General features: G+C 49.2%; 15 protein-coding genes. 10 read left to right on the top strand and 5 right to left on the bottom strand.

Annotation, left to right across the window (positions count from 1 at the left end):
* Positions 1-296: 296 nt before the first annotated feature.
* On the top strand, positions 297-440 hold the full coding sequence (locus tag DUW71_RS17530; protein ID WP_158583825.1) for a hypothetical protein: 144 nt from the start codon (positions 297-299) through the stop codon (positions 438-440).
* Between the two features lie 113 nt (positions 441-553).
* On the opposite strand, the gene DUW71_RS01830 is transcribed toward DUW71_RS17530, so the two are convergent.
* Positions 554-1,846, bottom strand: coding sequence for a DUF1552 domain-containing protein (locus DUW71_RS01830; protein WP_119393540.1), 1,293 nt, complete (start codon positions 1,844-1,846; stop codon positions 554-556).
* 10 nt (positions 1,847-1,856) lie between these two features.
* Positions 1,857-4,271: a DUF1592 domain-containing protein gene (locus DUW71_RS01825; RefSeq protein WP_119393539.1), complete on the bottom strand. Its 2,415-nt coding sequence runs from the start codon at positions 4,269-4,271 to the stop codon at positions 1,857-1,859.
* Between the two features lie 208 nt (positions 4,272-4,479).
* On the opposite strand from DUW71_RS01825, the gene DUW71_RS01820 reads away from it, so the two are divergent.
* Entirely contained in the window at positions 4,480-5,706 is a 1,227-nt protein-coding gene (locus tag DUW71_RS01820; RefSeq protein ID WP_119393538.1) for an SUMF1/EgtB/PvdO family nonheme iron enzyme, read from the top strand.
* Entirely contained in the window at positions 5,703-6,644 is a 942-nt protein-coding gene (locus DUW71_RS01815) for an L-histidine N(alpha)-methyltransferase (RefSeq protein ID WP_119393537.1), read from the top strand. The genes DUW71_RS01820 and DUW71_RS01815 overlap by 4 nt, the downstream gene beginning before the upstream one ends.
* A gap of 57 nt (positions 6,645-6,701) precedes the next feature.
* On the opposite strand, the gene secB is transcribed toward DUW71_RS01815, so the two are convergent.
* Genes secB through DUW71_RS01800 form a run of 3 tightly spaced genes read right to left on the bottom strand, consistent with a single transcriptional unit; the run spans position 6,702 to position 7,872 of the window.
* Positions 6,702-7,172: a protein-export chaperone SecB gene (gene secB, locus DUW71_RS01810; protein WP_119393536.1), complete on the bottom strand. Its 471-nt coding sequence runs from the start codon at positions 7,170-7,172 to the stop codon at positions 6,702-6,704.
* Between the two features lie 13 nt (positions 7,173-7,185).
* A complete protein-coding gene (gene grxC, locus DUW71_RS01805; protein ID WP_119393535.1) occupies positions 7,186-7,440 on the bottom strand; it encodes a glutaredoxin 3 in 255 nt (84 codons plus the stop codon).
* A gap of 12 nt (positions 7,441-7,452) precedes the next feature.
* The gene (locus DUW71_RS01800) at positions 7,453-7,872 is read right to left on the bottom strand and encodes a rhodanese-like domain-containing protein (protein WP_119393534.1); all 420 of its coding nucleotides are present in this window, start codon (positions 7,870-7,872) and stop codon (positions 7,453-7,455) included.
* A gap of 190 nt (positions 7,873-8,062) precedes the next feature.
* Here DUW71_RS01800 and gpmI point away from each other — a divergent pair, with 190 nt between their 5' ends.
* The 7 genes from gpmI to DUW71_RS01765 all read left to right on the top strand — a co-directional run bounded on the left by gpmI (position 8,063) and on the right by DUW71_RS01765 (position 22,413).
* Positions 8,063-9,598, top strand: a complete 1,536-nt coding sequence (gene gpmI, locus DUW71_RS01795; RefSeq protein WP_119393533.1) for a 2,3-bisphosphoglycerate-independent phosphoglycerate mutase — start codon at positions 8,063-8,065, stop codon at positions 9,596-9,598.
* 366 nt (positions 9,599-9,964) lie between these two features.
* Positions 9,965-11,635 (top strand): SulP family inorganic anion transporter, encoded by a 1,671-nt coding sequence (locus DUW71_RS01790; protein ID WP_199671122.1) that lies wholly within the window; start codon positions 9,965-9,967, stop codon positions 11,633-11,635.
* Between the two features lie 398 nt (positions 11,636-12,033).
* Positions 12,034-13,704, top strand: coding sequence for a 2-isopropylmalate synthase (locus DUW71_RS01785; RefSeq protein ID WP_119393532.1), 1,671 nt, complete (start codon positions 12,034-12,036; stop codon positions 13,702-13,704).
* Positions 13,688-14,062: a hypothetical protein gene (locus tag DUW71_RS01780; protein ID WP_119393531.1), complete on the top strand. Its 375-nt coding sequence runs from the start codon at positions 13,688-13,690 to the stop codon at positions 14,060-14,062. The genes DUW71_RS01785 and DUW71_RS01780 overlap by 17 nt, the downstream gene beginning before the upstream one ends.
* 176 nt (positions 14,063-14,238) lie before the next feature.
* A complete protein-coding gene (locus DUW71_RS01775; protein WP_158583824.1) occupies positions 14,239-17,166 on the top strand; it encodes a glycoside hydrolase family 18 protein in 2,928 nt (975 codons plus the stop codon).
* Between the two features lie 327 nt (positions 17,167-17,493).
* Positions 17,494-19,839, top strand: coding sequence for a glycosyl hydrolase family 18 protein (locus DUW71_RS01770; protein ID WP_119393529.1), 2,346 nt, complete (start codon positions 17,494-17,496; stop codon positions 19,837-19,839).
* 216 nt (positions 19,840-20,055) lie between these two features.
* On the top strand, positions 20,056-22,413 hold the full coding sequence (locus tag DUW71_RS01765) for a glycosyl hydrolase family 18 protein (RefSeq protein WP_119393528.1): 2,358 nt from the start codon (positions 20,056-20,058) through the stop codon (positions 22,411-22,413).
* Positions 22,414-22,484: the final 71 nt, after the last annotated feature.

The following is a 22,484-nucleotide window of genomic DNA, read 5'->3' as shown; positions in this document are numbered from 1 at the left end:
CCCAGCTGATTGGGATTGGCACTTGAACTGTGATGGCACTGCTAAAGGCGAGCCACCAATTCTGTCTATGCCAAATCCAAAAGACCCAGTATTGCTAAAAGTAGCAGGCTGGCCGAACCATGTTGTGGCCGCTACACCGCAAGATTCAACTCCGACGGTTAAGCCAGTAAGCATCGCTAATGTTGCAGACCTAAGCAGCATCGCTGGTNGGTTACGTAGGTAACGGTCAGTACGCTGGCTGGGATTACAAAACTGAGATCCGCAACTATGTTGCGGGTGGTCTAAACGGTACAGGTTTGATCGACGACATCTCAGGTATTGTAAACCGTGGTTGCCCAGACTCTACTTGCCCAATCAGCGGTAAAGTGGACGGCATCAAAGATCGTCAAGACAACTTCTTCCTAGTACTAGATAAACTAGGTGTGTCTTACACTCGCTAAGCCTTAAAGCTTAGAAAATTAAAACCCGCTCATTGAGCGGGTTTTTTGTTTTATACATGTTGCCCGGTGCAAAAAACGCACCGTACAACCTACGACTTTGGAAACAATTCCTACTAATTAATCAATCCTGGAAGATCGCCGGTGCCGGCACCTGTGTAACCAAATGATTGCATTGGTACATCCATAAGGTTGGCTATAGAGGTCAGCAGTTTGGTGTGGGTTTCGCCATTAAAGCTAAGGGCACGGCCACCGGTTAGCACGTTTCTGCCACCTGCTAAGAAGAATGGCATGTCTTTGGCGTCATGGTCCATGCCATCACCAAGTTCTGAATAGCAAACGACTAGGGTGTCATCTAACAAACCAGTTTGCTCAAGCTTTTGCACAAAATAGGTAACTTGCTGGGTAAACCATTGGCGGCCTTTTACATAGTTTATGTAGTTGCTACCTGTTGCGGTTTTGCCATGGTGACTATACGAGTGCCAAGCGCTATCTAAACCGGCCAGTTCGCTGTCTGGTGATTGGCTAAGTGGAATTTCACATACTGGGTGAGAGATCTGAATGTGGCCAACCTTGGTTCGGCCCGACTGCAGCCCTGCAACCATTACATCCATTTGTTGGCGGGTAACATCGGCAAAGTTTGGTTCATACTGCTCGGCTGGTGGCCAGGCGTTAGCAGGGCGCTGCCAGTTTGCTTCCCATGTCGAAACAGGCAGGGCGCTAAAATCGCCGGTGCTGGCATTTAACTGGGTTTCTAACTGGCGCAACGCTTCCATATGCGCATCTAGAACGGCACGGTCTTCCATGCCAAGCATGCTGCGCAAGGTATCAACCTGTGCTTTATGGGCATCAACGGCGTTTAGCCGAAGTTGTTTTACATCGCCACCAGTCTGTTTGCCGAACATGGCTTCATATGCTTTTACCGGGCTATCAATCGGCGATTGAGGTAGGCCATTGCGGTAGGTTGCATACTTAGATTGGTTGTTTTTGTAGTTTGCACCAACGCCTAGGCTTAGCGAGCGGAACGCAGACTGCTGGCCAATGGCATCGGCAATAACCAAATCCAATGAATTGCCATTTGGGTTGTGATTTAAGCCGCCAGTTAACACGCCTTCCATGCCTGCAACATGGCCAGAGCCCGTGTACATATGAATGCCTTTTAGCATTACCACATGTTGGCGAATGGCTTCTAGCGGTTGGCTCATAGGGGCAAAATTGAAGTTATAACCACTGCCTTGGGCGTGCCACTCATTCGGCACCACACCATCGGGCACGTAAATAAATACAACTTTCTTTTGACTACCACTAGCCGCCGAAGTGTTGGCCAGTGCTTGAATTGGCAAGGGCAAAATGGCGGCACTGGCGGCGGCAGCTTGTAGGAAACGACGACGAGATAAAACTGGCTTCATGGTGGTCTCCTTAGCGGCGCTCAATAAATGAATCAAGGGCAGTGATTTCGATTAGCATGTCACGCAGACTGCCACCGTTACGCAGAATGCTCGCTAGCTGTTCGGTAGCAACTGGGTCGGCATCACTTACGCCATGGGCAAAACGATAGTACTGAGTTGCCATGCACGTATTAACGCTGTCTTCATTGGCAATAAGTGCTGCCATTTCGGTACCACCACTAAACAAGGCTTGAGTTGTGCTATTTGGGTTCATGCCGCTTAGGTCAGTAAAGTTGCCTTGGCTGTTTACTGCATTACCAGTTGCCTTTTCTATGGTTTGAATGAGACCAACTGCATCATATTTCTCTAAACCAAAGCCAACACCGTTAATGTCTTCATGGCAGGTTTGGCATACGGGTGCCGATGTCATTTGCCCATACTTATCACGCGATGTGGTGTAATCCTCAGGCGGCAGTGGGCGTGTGTCTAAATCGCTTGGTGGCGTAGCAAACTGTTGGCAAAGTAGCTGTTGGCGAACATAAACACCGCGCAAAATAGGGGCGGTTTCGTTGTTGTGGGCATAGGCCGCCATAAAGCCAGGGTGTGCCACAATGCCACCATAATCTTGGCCACTTGGTACAACTACCTGCTGCATATCTGGCGAGGAGACATTACCAAAGCCGATAAAGTTACTCAGTGTGTTGTTCAAATAAATAACTGGGTCGGTAAGCAGTGATGTGAGCGTTTCGCCATCGCGCACAGCTTGTGCAAAGTGGGTAGCAATCGACTCAGCCATGGCTTCGCCAACCGCTGGCGAGAAGGTGTCATAGAGCTCAACGTCGCGGTTGATACCTGGCAATACGCTGGTGCCTAACCACATATTGGCAAAGCGGCCCAAATGCGCATCGGCGCGCGGATCGTTTAACAAGCGGCTGGCTTGTTGGCGGCGCACAGAGGCACTTTGCAGTTGATCACTTTCTGCCAAGGCAATCAGGTCGCTGTCTGGCGCAGTGCCCCAGAACAGGTAACTTAATTGTGAAGCAATTTCCCAGCTGGTTAAGCGTTGCGTTGAACCCGATGCTTCACCGATTTCTGATTTATATAAGAAGCTCGGCGAGGCCAGCATGGCGCGCAAGGTTTCATTGGCGGCAACATCGAAGTTATTGTTCGCTGTTGCGGCGTCTAGCAGTTTGGTTTTATACAGCGACGTTTCATCGGCGGTAAGTGGGCGGCGCATAACTTTCGTACCCCAATCGCTAAGGAAACGATCGCTGCACTGGTCCCAAGATTCGCCTTCGATAGGTGCCCATACGTTCGCTGAACCAGGTGTTTCATCTTTTGTCCACCACTTGGCTTGGTACAATGCGCCCTGATAGGAAACAATGTCATCTTTTACATATTCTATGCCGGTCTGCCACTCTGCCGCATCGGCAGCATTGCATTGGGTTAGTGGGCCATTGGCTGTTTTAGCTTCAATGACCCGTTCGGCATTGCCTAGCAGAACTTGCAAATGGCGAGCGCTAATAGATGCTTTTTCAGCATTATTATCGAAGTTATTCACCACAACGGCGGCAGGCATATCTGAGTCGTTTAGTGCATGAATGGTTTTATCAATGTTCGGGAATAGGTCACGCATGGTATTGCCGTATTCATAAGGCGATAACAAGCGGAACTTTTTATTGAGTGGTTGAGCTGACCCTAACGACCCTCCCAGGTAATGGTCTGTCACACCAGGCAAGCCCCAAATATATTGTGCGACCAGTGTTGCACATTCACCGTTGCAGCTTGTGCTGTTGCCTGGTGGCATATTGATGCTGATGTAGCTGGCTAGGTCAGTAAAGCTATTAATCTGGTCTTTAAGCTGCGTATTCCAATCGTTTGAAGGCGTGAAACCTGCTTTTGCGCCACCATGGCATGCTGTGCATTGCTGCTCATATAGTGTTGCAGCGTTGACTGGTGCGCTGGTTGGTGTAGGGGTGATTGTTGCCGTCGGCTGAGTCGTTGGTGTCGCAGTCGGGGTCGGCGTGCTAGTGACTGTCGCGCTCACAATTGGCGTTGTGCTGTTTGTTGGTGTAGGCGTCGGCTGGCCTGTTGGTAAGCTAGTTGGCGTTGCAGTGGGTGTGCTGGTTGGCACATTATATAAATCCCACAGGTACTGAGCTTGCCGACTGGCACACGATGAATCACAACTGGCAGGGGTTGCTGGCGGCATAGCGTTCTCAATGTAACTTGCCAGCAAAGCTTCGCTTGCAAACGTTCGGTTGACGACCAACTGATTCTTATCGCCATGGCAGCCTATGCACGATTGCGCGTATTCCTCTGCCGCATTAGTGGTAGAGCCATTATTGCTGCTGCCAGACGTATAGTTTTGCGTTGGCTCAACCGTGCAGGCAGCTAGTGTAAGAACTAGGCCAAGCCCAAAAAAATGTTTTAGAAAGCGCGCCATGAAAAATCCAATTGATACAGCTCATATGGTTACGCGATTGTAAGGGTTGGCTGAGATGCCTGATTTGAAGTGGTTCACACAAAATAGCCCAATCTTGCTTTTATTTTGTACAAGAGTGTCATGAAAAAGTCATATAGAAACGCTGGAAAACACCAATTTGCGGGCTAACCTAAACAGCAGTAGGAGTTTTTTATTTCAAGGATTAATCATGCCAGACGCCGATACCCTCACGCATAGCCTCGCTGTTCGTTATCAACAAGTTCGCCAGCTTACCGAGATGCTTTGTGACCCTCTAGAAGTAGAGGACTATTGTGCTAGTGGAGAAAATACTCAGTCTGTTAAGTGGTATTTGGGGCATGTTTGCTGGGTGATTGAGCAGACTTTGTTGCTACCCTTTATTCCTCAATATCAACCTTATCGTCAGCAGTTCGATCAAATTTTTAACTTCACCCCGGCCAAAGCGGTCATGCAGTGGAGTCGTCCAACTCTTATTGATGTATTGGATTACCGCCAGCATGTTGATGAACAAGTCACTGGCTTACTTCACAGTGATTATGACGAGGCCTTTGCACAAGCGCTAGAGCTTTGTTTGCAGTATGAGCAAATGCAGCAAGAGAACATACTAGTCACCATCAAAAGCATGTTTGCTGCCAACCCATTGATGCCAAGTTATCAAGCCAAACCACCAAAGCGCCAGACAGACGTTAAGCCGATCAGTTTTTGTCGCTATGCTCAGCAAATTGCGCCCATTGGACACTCTGGCAAAGGAGTTTGTTTCGCCACAGAGCTGCCGCGCCATGAAGTGCTCATTGGCGCTTTTGAGCTGGCTGATCGGCCTGTTTGTAACCAAGATGTACTAGATTTTATTGCTGATGGGGGGTACCAAAACGCCGCCCTTTGGACGGTAAGTGGTTGGCAGTGGCGAACCGAGCACAATGTAACCAAGCCTAATTACTGGCGCCAACAGAATAGCTGGAAAGAGTACACATTAAACGGTTGGCAATCACTGAATCCTGCTGCCACTACTTGCCATTTGAGTTTTTTTGAAGCGCAAGCGATTGCCCGCTGGTTTGGTGCGCGCCTGCCTTCAGAGTTTGAATGGGAGTGGGCCTCGGCCGAGTTAAGCGTGCAGGGAAACTTCCTAGATCATGGATATATGCATCCTAGTCCCGGTTTGGCAGGCACGGGGATGCGCCAGATGTTTGGTGATGTGTGGCAATGGACAACCAGTCAGGCGGCCATGTACCCCACTGCGCAAGACAACTCGCTGCTAATCAATCAGTTTCTTAGTAGCGATTTACACAGCAAACAAGTATTACGTGGTGGGTCATGTTTTACCGGCGCAAGTTTAGTTCGACATAGCTCAAGGAAGTTTTTAACAGCTGATGAACGCGGCTATATGACGGGGCTGCGGTTAGCAAGGAGCATTGCATGACACAAGCTTACCAGTACCCGCAAAGCAACATGCGAGCAGAACAGTTTAAGCTAGATGTATGGCATGGCCTGGCTCAGCAAAAAAAGGTACTTTCGCATGACTGGGCACTCGACCAACATGGAATGAATCTGTTGGCGCGGTTATATCAACAACCCGAATACTATGCCGCCAGAGTAGAAGCAGCAATTTTGGCGGACTATGCCCAGGATATCGCTGTGGAAGTTGGTCATCATGCGCTGGTTGTTGAGTATGGCTGTGAGCACTGGTTGCGCACGACCGCCTTGCTCGATCAGCTGCTCAAACCACAAGCTTATGTTGGTGTGTGCGCTTCAATAGAAACGCGCAATAGCTACCAGATAGAGCTGCAATATAGGTATCGCAAACTGCCCGTTGAATTATTAGATGGGTCGCTACAAGAACCCTTGCCCAGAAACTGGCATGGGCATGGCAATTGTGTGATTTATATTCCAGGTTCAATGCTTGGCAGAATCACTCATCAGCAAGCGCTTAACGTGATGCGGCAAGTGCGCAGCTTTGGTGCAAAATTGTTAGTTGGCATCGACTTGGTTAAAGATGCCGAGGTACTCGAAGCGGCCTATAACGATCGTAGTCACCTGCAGCAGGCACTTAATCTCAATATCCTCAAGCGGGCAAATCGTGAGTTGGCGGCCGATTTTGATGTAAATGGCTACTACCATAAAGCATCTTATAATCGAATCACGCACAGTGTTGAAAGTTACTTGGTGTCTTTGGCCACTCAGAAGGTAAGCGTTGCTGGGCAACAATTTAAGCTCAGTATCGCCGAGCCAATTTTTACTGGCGCGCATAGAAAATTTAGTTTGCCGGATATGGAAAGCATGGCCGATGCTGCTGATTGGCAACTACAGCGAACCTGGATGGACGATAAACGCTGGTTTGCGCTGCAACTTTTTCACTAACGCCTTTAACGAAAAAAGGGAAGCCGTGGCTTCCCTTTAATTGAGCATCAGTAGCGCTTAGTGCTGAGCTTCTTCGCTTGCTGCAGGCGCAGCTTGCTGTTGATTCTGCTGCGCTTGACGATACATCGCTTCGAAGTTGATTGGCGCAAGCATTGCTGGTGGGAAGCTGCCTTTTACCAACAAATTGTCGATGGTCTCACGCGCATATGGGAATAATGTCGTTGGGCAGTATGAACCAAGCATGTTTTTCAACTGGTCTTCTTCAAAGCCTTTGGCCAAGAAGATGCCAGCTTGTTGTACTTCAATCAAGAATGCAGTCTTTTCACCCACTTTTGCCGTTAGGGTAATGGTTAGTACCACTTCCCAGTTGTCGTCGTCTAACTTAGTCGTTTTGTTATCTAAGTCTAACTTAAGCTGTGGTTTCCACTCTTCACGGAAGATTTCTGGTGAGTTTGGCGTCTCGAAAGACATGTCTTTCAAGTAAATGCGCTGGATAGAAAACTGTGGGCCTTGTTGTTGTTCAGACATGAGGAATTCCTATTTATTCGTTAAGTAAGGCGTCGAGCTGACCAGAACGATCCAGTTGGTAGAGTTCATCGCAACCACCAACATGGGTATCTCCAATCCAAATTTGGGGAACCGACGTGCGGCCCGCTTTTTGAGCCATGTCGGCTCTAAGGCTTGGATTGCCGTCCACTGCAATTTGCTCGTAGTCAACCTCTTTGCTGTCTAGCAGCATAAGAGCGCGAATACAGAATGGGCAAGTTGCAGTAGTGTAGATCGTGACCTGCTTCATGTGTGCACCAATTTATTTTTTCACTAACGGCAGGTTCTGTGCTTGCCATTCCAAAATGCCGCCTTTTAGTCGACGAACATCTTCAAAACCGGCTTTACGTAACATGCCACCAGCACCACCAGCAGTTGTGCCGGTTTTACATACAACAATAATTGGGGACGATTTATGCTTTTCCAACTCGCTTAATCGATTTTGCAACGCATCCATTGGAATGTTTAGCGCATCTGGCAAGTGGCCCTTACGGAACTCATCTTTTTTGCGAATGTCTAATACCAAGGCGTTGTCGTTATTGATCGCTCGGGTCGCCTCGGTCGTGGTGAGGCTTTTACCGCCGCGTTTTGATTCGGTAACAATTAAGCCAACCAAGAAAAACAGCCAAACCGCCGATAAAACTGGGTTGTTAATGATTAGCGTAAATATTTGCTCAAGCATGTGTTTGTCCAACAATGGTTAACTAGGGGCGAAGTATAACGAATGCGCAGCGCCTGAACACCCTCGCATTGGATGTAATTTTGCAACAATCGAAGGGAGTATTGCGCTAGCTCAGTGGTCAAATACTCGTAAATTACTTACAAAATGGCTACAATCTGTCCGAAATCCTGTTCTCACAATGGTACGCATTATGGCTAACAAACCTGTTGCACTGATTATTCTTGATGGTTTTGGTTTTAGTGAAGAGTCGCAATCGAACGCGATTAAAGAAGCGAACACCCCGTTCTGGGACAACCTATGGGCGAATTACCCAAAATCTTTGGTTGCTACCTCTGGCTTGGCGGTAGGTCTACCAGAAGGCCAAATGGGTAACTCTGAAGTTGGCCACATGAACATTGGTGCTGGTCGCATCGTTTACCAAAACTACACGCGCATCAACAAAGCAATTGAAGAAGGCACTATTTTAGAAAATGCTGCCCTGACTAAAGCGATTGATACCGCAGTGAGCGCTGACAAAGCGGTACACGTTTTTGGCTTGGCATCACCTGGTGGTGTACACAGCCACGACATGCACATTGCTGGCCTAGTTGAAATGGCGGCCAAGCGCGGTGCCAAAAAAGTTTACGTACATGCCTTCCTAGATGGTCGTGATACACCGCCACGCTCGGCTGAAAGCACGCTGAAAATGCTAGATGAAAAACTAGCTGAGCTTGGTGTTGGCCACGTGGCAAGCATGATCGGTCGTTACTACGCAATGGACCGCGACAACCGTTGGGATCGTGTACAGCTAGCATTCGACCTAATCACGCAAGGTAAAGCGGAGCACACTGCTGCGTCGGCACTTGAAGGTCTTGAAAAAGCTTACGCGGCTGACAAAGACGACGAGTTCTGCCCTGCAACCATCATCGAAAAAGACGGCAAAGTAGCAACCGTTGAAGATGGCGACGTGATTCTTTTCGCTAACTTCCGCCCAGACCGTGCGCGTGAAATTACTAAAGCATTTGTTGATGCCGATATTGCGGATATGGATCTGAGCAAACGCCCAGCAATTGCTGACTTCGTAATGATGACCGAATACGCAGCCGACATTGACGCAAGCTGTGCTTTCCCGCCGGAAGACTTAGTTAATACATTGGGTGAAGTGGTCGCCAACGCTGGTGGTAAGCAGTTACGCATTGCTGAAACAGAGAAGTACGCGCACGTAACCTTCTTCTTTAATGGTGGTCGTGAGTCTGAGTTTGCTGGCGAACGTCGTGAGCTTGTGCCTTCTCCTAAGGTCGCTACTTACGACCTACAACCAGAAATGAACGCGCCAATCGTAACTGAAAAGCTGATTGCACAGGTTGAAACGGGCGAACTAGATCTGATTGTTTGTAACTATGCAAACCCAGATATGGTTGGTCACACTGGCAATATGGAAGCGGCAGTGAAAGCCGTTGAAGCGGTTGATGAAGCACTAAGCAAAATCATCCCGGCAATTCTTAAAGCCGGCGGTGAAGCGCTAATTACTGCCGACCACGGCAACGTTGAGCTGATGGTAGACCCTGAAACAGGCGGCGCGGTAACGTCGCACACTACCTTCCCAGTGCCATTAGTATATGCGTGCCAAGACGCCAACAAGGCCACTAACCTTAAAGATGGTCGCCTATGTGACCTAGCACCAACTATCTTGAAGTTGCTAAGCATTGAGCAACCAAAAGAAATGACTGGTGAAGCGTTAGTTTAAACGCCAAGCATTAAAAACCCTGCCACGGCAGGGTTTTTTTTGGCTTAAAAGCGTGGGGTGTGGTGCCCGTAAACAGGATTGGCAACCTTTGTAGGTCGCACGAACCAGAGGTTCGGGCGACATGTATTACCCGATTAATTGTTTCCCAAAGCTACGCTTTGTAAAACCTACAAACTAGATTCCCGCTAAAAGACTGCGGGAATGACGCAGAGTCACGCCCGCGAAGGCGGGTGTCTAGTTTTTGCACTCGAATGATTCAAGCGTAAACGCTGTATTGCCCACCGGGCAACGTTGGTCGGATAAAATTGCGGTACACTGCTAAAATTCAGGTTTTTCTGCTGGTTGAGCAGTTGTTAAGGAGATGGCATGAGGTTGATGGCGCAAAGGTTTGAAGAGTTTAATCTAAAAGGCGATCTCTTTGGTGGGGTAACAACTGCCATTGTTTCTCTTCCGATGGCGCTGGCGTTTGGCGTTGCATCCGGGGCCGGCGCACAGGCAGGCTTGTGGGGCGCCATTTTGGTTGGCTTGTTTGCTGCCGTATTCGGTGGTTCGAGAACACTGATCTCAGAACCAACTGGGCCAATGACAGTTGTGATGGCTGCTGTACTCACCACTATGATGGCCGACTACCCAGAGCAGGGGTTGGCTATGGCCTTTACCGTCGTAATGATGGCGGGGCTATTTCAAGTTGCGCTGGGCGCACTAAAGCTTGGGAAATATATCACCCTGATGCCATATAGCGTGATCTCGGGATTTATGTCCGGCGTTGGTGTTATTTTGGTGATATTGCAGCTTGGTCCATTTTTAGGCCAGCCTTCTCCGGCCGGTGGTGCTATGGGCACCATCATGGCGTTGCCAGATCTTATTCGCAATATGCACTTCGGCGAGCTGCTACTGGGCTTGATGACGCTTGCCATCCTATTTTTTATGCCTAAAAAGTACAAACGTTTGGTGCCGCCACAGCTGATCGCCCTTGTGGCCGTCACGCTCATTTCCATGGTGATTTTTAGCGGTGCTGACATTCGCCGAATTGGCGAAATTCCAAGTGGGTTACCAAGTATTGTATTGCCTACTTTTACGCTGGATATGTTATCCAACATGCTGGTCGATGCACTGGTATTGGGCACCCTAGGTTGTATCGATACATTATTGACCGCAGTCATTGCCGATAGTTTAACGCGCAAAGAGCATGACTCGAATCGAGAGTTGATGGGGCAGGGTGTTGGCAACATGGTGTCGGGTTTCTTTGGTGCACTCCCTGGCGCTGGGGCGACTATGGGGACAGTTGTGAATGTGCAAGTAGGGGCTCGTTCACCGGCGTCGGGCATTATTCGTGGCTTGATTCTGTTGCTAGTGGTGATTTGGTTTGCCCCGCTTACGCAGCCGATTCCAATGGCGGTGCTCGCCGGTATCGCGCTTTATGTGGGGCTCAATATCCTCGACTGGAGCTTTATTAAGCGTGCTCACAATGTGTCGATGGTGCCAACGGTGATCATGTATGGCGTTTTGCTGCTTACCGTGTTTGTCGACCTCATTTATGCCGTAGGTATTGGGGTGTTTTTGGCCAATATCATAACCATCGAAAAATTAAGCCGCGTGCAAGAGCGCAATGTGAAAGCAATATCGGATGCCGATGATGGTGTGCCATTGGAAAAAGAAGAGCGCGCCATGCTGGATAAAGCCGGTGGCCAGTTGCTGTTCTTTTATCTAAGTGGGCCAATGATTTTTGGCGTGTCGAAAGCCATTGCCCGCCAGCATGCTGCGGTGGATCAGTACCGAGCCATGGTATTAGATTTAAGTGCCGTACCCATGATAGACGTGACCGTGGCGCTCGCACTAGAAAACGCCATGCGTGATGCGCTGGATGCCGGTTGCCAAGTATTTCTATACAGCCCGAATGAGCAAACCATGGAACAGCTAGAACGTTTGGAGATTCGCAGCTGGTTGGGCGACGAACACATTGTAAGTTCACGCATGGAAGCGCTAGAAAAAGGGTTGCAGATTATCGATGCCCCGGCTGAGGTGTTGCCTGCCTAGCTATACTCGTTTGGTTTAAGGTGCAACGTAGAAATCGCGAGGCGAGGAGCGGTTGGGAATCACATTCCGCCGCTTTGCGCAAATACTTTACTTGATTCACCTGCTGATACTTGGTAACTTTTAGTGTATGAAAAACATGACATTACGACTTACCCGCCTAAACCTTTTACGACTGCTGGGCCTCTAAGCGCCTATAAACAGTTTACGGTTTTCATGTGTTTTTCATCCAAGAGTTCAAAAATGTTTTATCAAGTCAACGCACTACAGCTCAACCTTCTATTCGTACTGCGACTAATAAGCGGTCGTTGAACCACGAATGGGTGGTGTTCAGCGGCCCAAAAACTGGCAAGCCGCCTGCCAAGCGTTTAATCAATCAAAAAATTTAGAGAAGAACAGTTATGGCTTTTAATCACCAGAAGTACAAAGCGTGGCACCCAATTGATAAAGCAGATCGCCAGTGGCCAACCAAGCGCATTGAAAAAGCGCCAATTTGGGCGTCGGTAGATTTACGCGATGGCAACCAAGCCTTGGTTAAACCGATGAACCTTGAGCAAAAAATGGAAATGTTTGAGCTTTTGGTCGATATGGGCTTTAAAGAGATCGAAATTGGTTTTCCATCGGCGGCACAAATTGAGTTCGACTTCACTCGCAAGCTCATTGAAGAGAACCGTATTCCTGAAGATGTCACCATCCAGGTATTGGTGCAAGCGCGTGAACACCTAATTGAACGCACCTACGAAGCACTTGAAGGTGTGCACCAAGCCATCGTACACGTCTACAACTCAACGTCGATTGTTCAACGTGAGCGAGTATTCGAAAAGTCGCAAGAAGAGATCAAAGATATTGCGGTGAATGGCGCTAAGTTAGTGCAAGAGTATGCTAAAAAGTATCCACAAACTAAGTGGCGCTTTGAATACTCGCCAGAAAGCTTTACTGGCACCGAACCAGAGTACGCCCTAGACGTGTGTAATGCAGTATTAGATGTATGGCAGCCAACGGCTGAGGCGCCAGCAATTATTAACTTGCCAGCCACCATTGAAATGACTATGCCAAACGTCTTTGCCGACATGGTTGAGTTTGTTCATGAGCGTTTGCACTTCCGTGATGGTGTGCATTTGTCGGTTCACACTCACAACGACCGCGGCTGTGCTGTGGCAGCAGGCGAGTTGGCGGTATTAGCTGGCGCCGACCGTGTTGAAGGTACCTTGTTCGGTAACGGCGAACGTACTGGTAACATGGACATTCTTACCATGGCGATGAACTTGTATATGCAAGGCATCGACCCAGAAATTGATTGCTCACAGCGCAAGCGCATGGAGCGTGTGTACAAGTACTGCACCGACTTACCGATTCACCCACGTCACCCTTGGTTCGGTGAGTTGGTTTACACGGCGTTCTCTGGCTCACACCAGGATGCGATTCGTAAATCAATGTCGAAGCAAGGCGAAGACGAGCACTGGCAAGTGGCTTATTTGCCAATCGACCCAGCGGATGTTGAGCGTGAATACGAAGCTGTGATTCGCGTGAACTCTCAGTCTGGTAAAGGTGGGATTGCTTGGACGTTAGAAGAACAAGCAGAAGTATACCTACCAACTGCTTACCACCCACACTTGGCAAAAGTGGTTCAGCCAGTTGCCGAAGCTCAAGGTGGTGTGTTGTCTGTGCAAGAAATTTTACAAGTACTAGAAGACCACTTCGTCAATCAAACTCAGCATTTGTGTTTAACTGGCTATAGTGTAAGTGCCGACGGCGACCGTGATGTATTAATGCTTAAGCTTAATGATGGCAAGCACATTGAAGGCATTGGTTCTGGCCCTATCGCTGCTGCAAGTAATGCCCTAAGCCAATGGTTGGGTACAACCATTAGCGTTGAAGACTACCGTGAGCACGCGCTAACTCAGGGTTCTGAGTCTGAAGCCATGGCGCACATGGTCGTCAAATTTGGTGACCGCATTGTGGTAGGTAGTGGCAAGCATCGTGACATTCTACGTTCGGCACTAAATGCATTAATGAGTGCGGTTAACCGAGCCATTGCTGAAGGAGTGGTAGACGATGTTCGACAGGCCTGATTTTGAAGACCAAGGGGTCGCCCAAGGTGCCGTTGCCATTGGTGACATTGTCCCCGTTGCGGGCGGCGTAAAAGTGTACGGCAGTGTTCATGGCAATATGTTTAGTGAAGCGGTTCAGGGCCCATGTGAGCGCGCAACAACCGCGTTGCTGGCGAAAAAGCTTGGTGCGCCACTGGAGTTAATAAACTTCGCCGCTCGCGAAGTGAAAGATCAAACCGAAATCGCTATAAAACTGCAATTGGGCTATCAGGCAATTATTGCCACCGGCAAGCATAACTGCCGTTATCGTGCGACGGCCACTGCCATGGCTCGCGCAGTGAATGCGCTGATTGGCCCAGTCAATCATGGTTGGCGGTAAGCAACCATAGCTTACATAACTAAGCAATAAAATTACGCTGGTTACGTGAAATAACAGAACCCGAATAGTGTGAATGATGTCACATGTTTGGGTTTTGTTTTATAAATGTATGTAATGTGAACCTAACAATTGAGTAAGATTTGAGCATGTAAATATCATTGCGGATGGATAAAGGCATGTTACAAAACAAGTACTCAAGAGCGTTGTTAGCATCGGCAATTGCCGCTGTAACACTCGCAGGCTGTGCTGATAGCAGCACGACAGACTCACCCGGCAGCACCATAGGTGGTAATAATAACGATCAGACCGCAACACCCGTTACTAGTGTTACACCGGTTGCAACAGTTTTGCCATCTGCAGATCCAACGGTTACGCCAACCACAACAGCTGAGCCAACTCCGGTGGAAGTGACGGCTACCCCAACCACAACAGCTGAGCCAACTCCGGTGGATGTGACGGCTACCCCAACCACAACAGCTGAGCCAACTCCGGTGGGTGTGACGGCTACGCCAACCACAACAGCTGAGCCAACTCCGGTAGATGTAACGGTTACGCCAACCACAACTGCTGAGCCGACTCCGGTGGATGTAACGGTTACGCCAACCACAACTGCTGAGCCGACTCCAGTGGATGTAACGGTTACGCCAACCACACCCGCAGAGCCGACTCCGGTGGATGTAACGGCTACGCCAACCACAACAGCAGAGCCAACGCCGGTAGATGTAACGGCTACGCCAACCACAACAGCAGAGCCAACGCCGGTAGATGTAACGGTTACGCCAACCACAACAGCAGAGCCAACCCCAGTGGATACAACGGCTACGCCAACCACAACAGCTGAGCCAACCCCGGTGGATGTAACGGTTACGCCAACCACAACAGCAGAGCCAACTCCGGTAGATGTAACGGTTACGCCAACCACAACTGCTGAGCCAACTCCGGTAGATGTAACGGTTACGCCAACCACAACTACTGAGCCGACTCCGGTAGACCCAACAGTTACGCCGACAAGCGATTTAGTGCCGACCACTACGCTAGTACCAACGGCAACGACGACCTTGTTGCCATCACTCACGCCGGTAGTAACTCAGGTGCCTGCATGTAATGCACCAGTTTGGGAGGCAGGCGTCACATATTCAGGAGGAGATCAGGTTCAGAGTGCTGGTGATATATACCAATGCAAATCGGGCTCGGAATCTGGGTGGTGTGGATTGTCTGGCTATCAGCCTGGTGTCGACCTCTACTGGACCGATGCTTGGGAAAAAGTAGGTCAATGCTCTACAGAGCCAGTCACTACGACTGTGCCTTCTACTACTTTGGTTGTGACGCCAACCACAACAGGTGTTCCATCGACCACATTGGTACCATCTCAAGCACCAACTATTACGCCATCTATTACCCTTGTTCCATCACCTACGCCAAGTGGTTTGCCTATCGCAACATGTCCAGATAGCAACTGGAGTGCAGGGCGTGCGTATCAGGAAAACTCGGAAGTAACGTATCAAGGTACTTTGTTTAAAGCCTCTGCATACATGAATGCTGGCATTAAGCCAGTGAAAGACTTTGAGCCTGATAACACGTGGACGCCATATTGGATAACGATTGGAGAGTTGGATCCAAATTGGTGTGCAGGTAAAGCAATTGATACCTCGGGCCGTGAGCTAGATATGTCTCAGTGGCCGCATCCACTGAAGCGTATGTGGAAAGACTATGACACCGCTTCGGGTAAACAGGTGGGTGCATACTTCGTTGAGTGGGGCGTATATGGTCGTGACTTTATGCTAGAAGATGCGCCTCTCGCCTCTATGACTCATATGTACTACGCGTTCCTTACAATTCGGGGCGATAATAAAACAGCTCTCAATCAAGGCGCCGCAAATGATGGGTGGGCGCAGCAAGATTTTGAAGTTAACACATACGATGAACCGCCTCTTTTTGTAAATTCCTACGGCCCAGGTGAGCGTAGTGCTGACACTGTAACTCAGGCAATGAAGCCAGGTTACTTTAATGGTCTGATGGCCGAAATGACTCGCGCTAAAGTAGCGCACCCGCAGTTGAAGATTATCCCGTCAGTGGGTGGTTGGACGCTATCGCGCCCATTCTTTGAAATGGCGGATTCAGCAGCGACTCGTAAGATCTTCGTTGATTCGGTTGAGCGCTTCCTGCGTGACTACGCCACTACTTTCGATGGTATCGACCTAGATTGGGAATTCCCGGGTGCTGGCGGTAACGACCCAGATATGGGGTGCTACGTTGAAGGCTTAGCTGCTTGTCAGGAGGCTGATCGCCAGCGTGACTACCGCAACTTTACGCTGCTTTCGAAAGAGCTGCGTGAAATGCTTGATCGACTATCTGCTGAGTTAGGTAAGCCGCTCGAGTTACATGCTGCAGTATCACCAGACCCTCGTCGTCTCGAAGGTATTGAGTGGGCTGAGATTGGTAACTACTACGATGGCATTAACTTTATGACCTACGACTACGCAGGTGCATGGAGCAACCTAATTGGTCACCAGACCTCGCTGTCATTCCCTCAAGGCCCTGAACTTAAATACACAGATGGCACGACTGAGAAGAAGAACGATTGGAATGCAATCGGTACGGTTTCTGTTGCTATTAACGGTGGCTTCCCGGCAGACAAAGTAAGCATTGGCGTAGGTTCTTACGGCCGTGGCTGGGTAGGAGTACCAGATGACGGCAACGGCGGTCGTGCTTCTGTTGGTACAGAAGTTGAAGGTGCCGTAGGTTGGGCTGGTGCTGAAGGCAAGGCCATTCCCTATACAGGTGGTGGTGTTGCAGTAGGTAAAGTGGCGCCATGGGAAGACGGCATTGTAGATTACGCTTATGCTCGTCAAGAATGGATGACTGGCCCAACAACTGGTAAAGGTGATTGGGAGTACCACTACGAGCCAGAATACGGCGCGGCATGGTTATACAACCCAACTAATGGTCAGTTCGTATCATTCGACTCTGTCGAGTCAGTAAAAGCCAAAGGCGATTATGTTCGCGAGAATGGCCTAGGTGGTTTGTTTATGTGGGAGATCGACGCCGACAATGGTGAGCTATTGAACATGATGAATGAGTCGTTAGGTAATAACCTCGAGTAATCGGCGAGTACAAATAAGTTCGTCAGCTTCAAAATGTTGACGCCAAACCCCGCCCAGTGCGGGGTTTTTTGTGCAAACTCGTTTTTTCATGATTACCTAAAAAGGTGCATTGCTAACCATAAGTATAAGTAAGATAACCAGTTGAACACAAAAATCGTGATAGGATTCTCATATTTTTAAAATTTTGGTACCAGTTTCATATTGTTTGTTTTATAGTTTGTTTCGATTGTGTGTGAATCCGTCCGCAATCTTAGTCATTCATGGTTGTTTGTTTAGCAGGCCTAACGCAAGATCTGCGCACTTTTCGTGCAACATGGTTTTTCGAACATGGCTTATAAACGCTCATCACTTACATTAATTGCAGCTGCTGTTGTACTGGCCGGCTGTACTGATCAAGGCTCAATTACGGTCACATTGCCAGATGGCAATGGCCTAATCCCAACTAGTCAGCCAACTGCGGTACCAACTGCAGCGCCAACCACTAGCGTTACGACGCAACCAACTGCAGCACCAACTGCGGACGTTACGGCGCAACCAACTGCAGCGCCAACTACTGGCATTACGGCGCAACCAACTACAGCACCAACCACTAGCGTTACAGCGCAGCCAACAGCAATACCTACTGATGCGCCATTAGCTTGCGATGCGCCTGAGTTCGATGCGGCACAGTGGACTACCTATCAGCTAGGTGACTTGGTTACTCATGAAGGTGTGGTGTACGAGCTATACCAGATGGGTCAGCAGTATCAGGCTCCGAATAGTCCGTATGGTCAAATTTCATGGCGCGTAGCGACTGATTGTGGCTCTGCTCAGCCAACTGCAGAACCAACTACCACTCCAACAGCGGTTGCAACCACGTCGCCGACAGCGGCGCCAACGGTAACGGCTAACCCAACCGCTGCGCCTTCAACGGTTCCGACTGCAAGCCCAACGGCTACAACAGTTGTTACCGCTACTCCAACTGCAATGCCAACGACTACGCCAACTTCTGCGCCGACCGATGTGCCTGCTGGTAGTTGCCCAATGAGTAATTGGAAGTCTGGCGAGGCTTATCAAGCTGGATCTGAAGTGTATTATCAAGGTACTGTGTTTACTGCTTCAGCATATATGAGCGCTGGTATTGAGCCGAAAAAAGACTTTGTTCCAGAAGGCCAATACAGCAAACCACCATACTGGATTACAGAAGGCCCAGTAGACCCGAACTGGTGTGATGGTTTAGCGATAGATACGTCTGGCCGAGTATTAGATATGACGGGCTGGCCGCACCCGATGAAACGCTTGTGGAACGACTACGACAATGCGTCGGGTAAGCACATCGGTGCCTACTTCGTAGAGTGGGGTGTATATGGTCGTGACTTCTTGATGGAAGACGCACCGCTGGCTTCTATTACCCACTTATACTACGCCTTCTTAACAATTAAAGGTGATAACTCAACAGCGATTAGCGAAGGCCCTGCCAATGACGGTTTCGCCAATATTGAGTTTGAAATTAATACTTACGATGAGTTCCCGCTGGCACAAAAAGGCTTCCACCCATCAGACAAGTACCCAAGTGGTGATGGCCTAGCACCAGGCGAGTTTTCTGGTTTGCTAGCAGAGATGACCCGTGCTAAAGCCGCACACCCACACTTGAAAATCATTCCGTCGGTAGGTGGCTGGACACTGTCGCGCCCATTCTACGAAATGGCTTCTACAGCGGCGAATCGTAAAATCTTTGTTGATTCAGTAGAGCGTTTCCTACGCACCTATGCCACTACATTTGATGGCGTAGATTTAGACTGGGAATTCCCAGGGGTTGCTGGTAACGACCCAGACCTAGGGTGTTATGTTGAAGGTCATGCGAACTGTGCCAATGAAACGCGCAAGGCTGACTATCGTAACTTTACCCTATTAGCACAAGAGCTGCGCGTAATGCTAGATGACCTAGCTGCAGAATATGGTAAGCCGTTTGAGCTACACGCTGCGGTGGCGCCAAGCCCTCGTGCACTAGAAGGCCTTGAATGGGCTGAGCTAGGCAAATACTTCGACGGCATTAACTTCATGACTTACGACTACGCGGGTGGTTGGAGCAATGTAGTTGGTCACCAAACGTCATTGTCCTACCCAATTCTTTCGGAAGTAAAAATGAAAGATGGCTCAACGGTTGTATACGATGACTGGAACGTAAAAGGCGGTGTGGGTATTGCACTGCGTGGTGGCTTCCCAGCAAACAAAGTAAGCGTTGGTGTGGGTTCGTATGGCCGTGGCTGGGATGGTGTGCCAAACGATGGCAATGGCGGTGTGTCGTATGTTAACAAAGCTGTATCGACTGCGAAAGCTTGGTTGCCAGAATCAGAAGTAGCCTACTCGCTAGGTGGTATTCGCGAAGGCAATGTTGCCGCATGGGAGCCGGGTATTGTTGACTACGCCTACGCTCGTCAAGAGTGGATGAGTGGCCCAACAACCGGCAAAAACGGCTACCAGTACTACTACGACGCTGAGCATGGTGCTGCCTGGTTGTATAATGCTTCTTTAGGCCGCTTCGTATCATTCGACTCAGTTGAATCGGTTCGCGCCAAAGGCGAATGGGTAAAAGAAGCAGGCCTTGGTGGTTTGTTTATGTGGGAAGTAGATGCGGACTCAGGCGAGTTGCTCAACGCGATGAACGAATCGCTAGGCAACAACCTAGAGTAAACATGACCTTGATCACATTGCGCAGGGGGCTTGGCCCCCTGCATTTTGCCGAGTAGTTCTCAATATTTTGCCTAACCGGCTAGTTAGTGTTAACCCTTCCTCAAAACGAAATCTGAACACTCACTTTACGTTGCTTTCCTCATTACTATTAATAGCGTTAATGTGCTGAAAATAAAAAGCACCCAACGTAAGTTGGTTACTTAGAGGAAGAACAACATGAACGCATATCGCTTAAAAAGCTTAGCTTTTGGTGTGTCGGCTGCGGTTGCACTGTCTGCATGTAATGTAGCAGTAACGCAAAACCCAGACGGCTCAACCAGCATTGGTGTTACCACTCCTGTGGCATCGGTTACACCAGTTGTAGACCCAACTGTTGCACCTACTGAAGTACCAGTAGACCCAACTGCAGCACCTACTGAAGTACCAGCAGACCCAACTGCAGCACCTACTGAAGTACCAGTAGATCCAACTGCAGCCCCTACTGAAGTGCCAGTTGACCCAACTGCGGCACCAACTACTGCTCCAACAGCGGCTCCTACTGCAGCACCAACTCAAGCGCCTATCGTATGTGATGCGCCTGAATTTGATGCTGCTGTATGGAGTACATACGCAATTGGTGATTTGGTTACATACCAAGGCGTAGTTTATGAGCTGTACGCACTAGGTCAGCAGTATCAAGTGCCAACAAGTAGTGCTGGTGCTAACTCATGGCGTGTAGCAACAGATTGTGGTTCTACTAACCCTGTAGATCCAACTGCGGCACCAACTACTGCTCCAACAGCGGCACCAACTGCAGCACCAACTGCAGCACCAACTGCAGCACCAACTGCAGCACCAACTGCAGCACCAACTGCAGCACCAACTGCAGCACCAACTGCGGCACCGACTACAGTTCCAACTAACCTGCCAGTACCTAACTGCCCAGATAGTAACTGGAAGTCTAACGAAACGTATGCTCAGGGTACTGAAGTATACTTCGAAGGTACGATCTTCAAAGCGTCAACATACATGAATGCAGGTGTTAAACCTGTTAAAGATTTCGAACCTGCGAACTCTTACGATCCTCATTGGATAACTGTTGGTCCACTAGATCCTAACTGGTGTGCTGGTCGTGCTATCGATACTTCTGGTCGTGAGCTCAGCACTGCTGGTTGGCCGCATCCGCTGAAGCGTATGTGGAAAGACTACGACACGGCTTCAGGTAAGCAAGTAGGTGCTTACTTCGTAGAGTGGGGTGTATACGGCCGTGACTTCTTATTAGAAGACGCACCACTAGCGTCAATCACTCACATGTACTACGCGTTCTTGACAATTCGTGGTGATAACTCCACTGCATTGAACCAAGGAGCAGCGAACAACGGCTGGGCACAGCAGGACTTCGAAGTAAATACTTACGATGAGTTCCCATTAGCACAAAAAGGCTTCCACCCTTCAGATAAATACCCAAGTGGTGATGGCCTAAAACCAGGTGAGTTTGCTGGTTTACTAGCTGAAATGACGCGTGCTAAAGCTGTGCACCCACAATTGAAGATTATCCCTTCAGTTGGCGGCTGGACACTATCTCGTCCATTCTATGAAATGGCAGATTCAGCCGCGACTCGTAAGATCTTTGTTGATTCGGTTGAGCGCTTCCTACGTGACTACGCAACAACATTCGACGGTATCGATCTTGACTGGGAATTCCCAGGTGCAGGCGGTAACGACCCAGATAAAGGTTGCTACGTTGAAGGTTTGGCTGCATGTCAAGAGCCAGCACGTCAGCGTGACTACCGCAACTTTACACTGCTTTCGAAAGAGCTGCGTGTAATGCTTGACCAGCTTGCTGCTGAATTCGGTAAACCATTCGAGCTTCATGCTGCAGTATCTCCAGACCCTCGCCGTCTTGAAGGCATCGAGTGGGCTGAGATTGGTAATTACTACGATGGCATCAACTTCATGACCTACGACTATGCAGGCGCATGGAGCAACCTAATTGGTCACCAGACTTCACTGTCATTCCCTCAAGGCCCTGAACTTAAATACACAGATGGCACGACTGAGAAGAAGAACGATTGGAACGCAATCGGTACAGTTTCTGTTGCTATTAACGGTGGCTTCCCTGCAGACAAAGTAAGCCTAGGTGTAGGTTCTTACGGTCGTGGCTGGGTAGGTGTACCGGATGACGGCAATGGCGGTCGCGCTTCTGTTGGTACAGAAGTAGAAGGCGCTAAAGGCTGGAAAGGTGCTGAAGGTCTTCGTGTTCCTTACTCTGGCGGCGGTGTTGCAGTAGGTAACGTTGCACCATGGGAAGATGGCATTGTTGACTATGCTTACGCTCGTCAAGAGTGGATGACTGGCCCTACAACTGGTAAAGGTGATTGGGAATACCACTACGAGCCAGAATACGGCGCGGCATGGTTGTTCAACCCAACTAACGGTCAGTTCGTATCGTTCGACTCAGTCGAATCGGTTAAAGCCAAAGGCGATTACGTTCGCCAGAATGGTCTAGGCGGTCTGTTCATGTGGGAAATCGACGCCGATAACGGTGAGCTATTGAACGCAATGAACGAATCTCTAGGTAATAACCTAGAATAATCAGAGATCTGATTAAGCTCTAAGAAAGCCCCGCACATGCGGGGCTTTTTGCGTTCTGTGCCACCCTCGAT

Origin of the sequence: Salinibius halmophilus (genome assembly GCF_003577475.1) — a bacterium.
GTDB lineage: Bacteria > Pseudomonadota > Gammaproteobacteria > Pseudomonadales > Natronospirillaceae > Salinibius > Salinibius halmophilus.
This window is presented reverse-complemented; position numbering and strand designations above follow the sequence as displayed.

Coding starts and splice junctions, on each gene's coding strand:
- DUW71_RS01830 (WP_119393540.1), bottom strand. CDS start 1,846: ATGAAGCCAGTTTTATCTCGTCGTCGTTTCCTACAAGCTGCCGCCGCC.
- DUW71_RS01825 (WP_119393539.1), bottom strand. CDS start 4,271: ATGGCGCGCTTTCTAAAACATTTTTTTGGGCTTGGCCTAGTTCTTACA.
- DUW71_RS01820 (WP_119393538.1), top strand. CDS start 4,480: ATGCCAGACGCCGATACCCTCACGCATAGCCTCGCTGTTCGTTATCAA.
- DUW71_RS01815 (WP_119393537.1), top strand. CDS start 5,703: ATGACACAAGCTTACCAGTACCCGCAAAGCAACATGCGAGCAGAACAG.
- secB (WP_119393536.1), bottom strand. CDS start 7,172: ATGTCTGAACAACAACAAGGCCCACAGTTTTCTATCCAGCGCATTTAC.
- grxC (WP_119393535.1), bottom strand. CDS start 7,440: ATGAAGCAGGTCACGATCTACACTACTGCAACTTGCCCATTCTGTATT.
- DUW71_RS01800 (WP_119393534.1), bottom strand. CDS start 7,872: ATGCTTGAGCAAATATTTACGCTAATCATTAACAACCCAGTTTTATCG.
- gpmI (WP_119393533.1), top strand. CDS start 8,063: ATGGCTAACAAACCTGTTGCACTGATTATTCTTGATGGTTTTGGTTTT.
- DUW71_RS01790 (WP_199671122.1), top strand. CDS start 9,965: ATGAGGTTGATGGCGCAAAGGTTTGAAGAGTTTAATCTAAAAGGCGAT.
- DUW71_RS01785 (WP_119393532.1), top strand. CDS start 12,034: ATGGCTTTTAATCACCAGAAGTACAAAGCGTGGCACCCAATTGATAAA.
- DUW71_RS01780 (WP_119393531.1), top strand. CDS start 13,688: ATGTTCGACAGGCCTGATTTTGAAGACCAAGGGGTCGCCCAAGGTGCC.
- DUW71_RS01775 (WP_158583824.1), top strand. CDS start 14,239: ATGTTACAAAACAAGTACTCAAGAGCGTTGTTAGCATCGGCAATTGCC.
- DUW71_RS01770 (WP_119393529.1), top strand. CDS start 17,494: ATGGCTTATAAACGCTCATCACTTACATTAATTGCAGCTGCTGTTGTA.
- DUW71_RS01765 (WP_119393528.1), top strand. CDS start 20,056: ATGAACGCATATCGCTTAAAAAGCTTAGCTTTTGGTGTGTCGGCTGCG.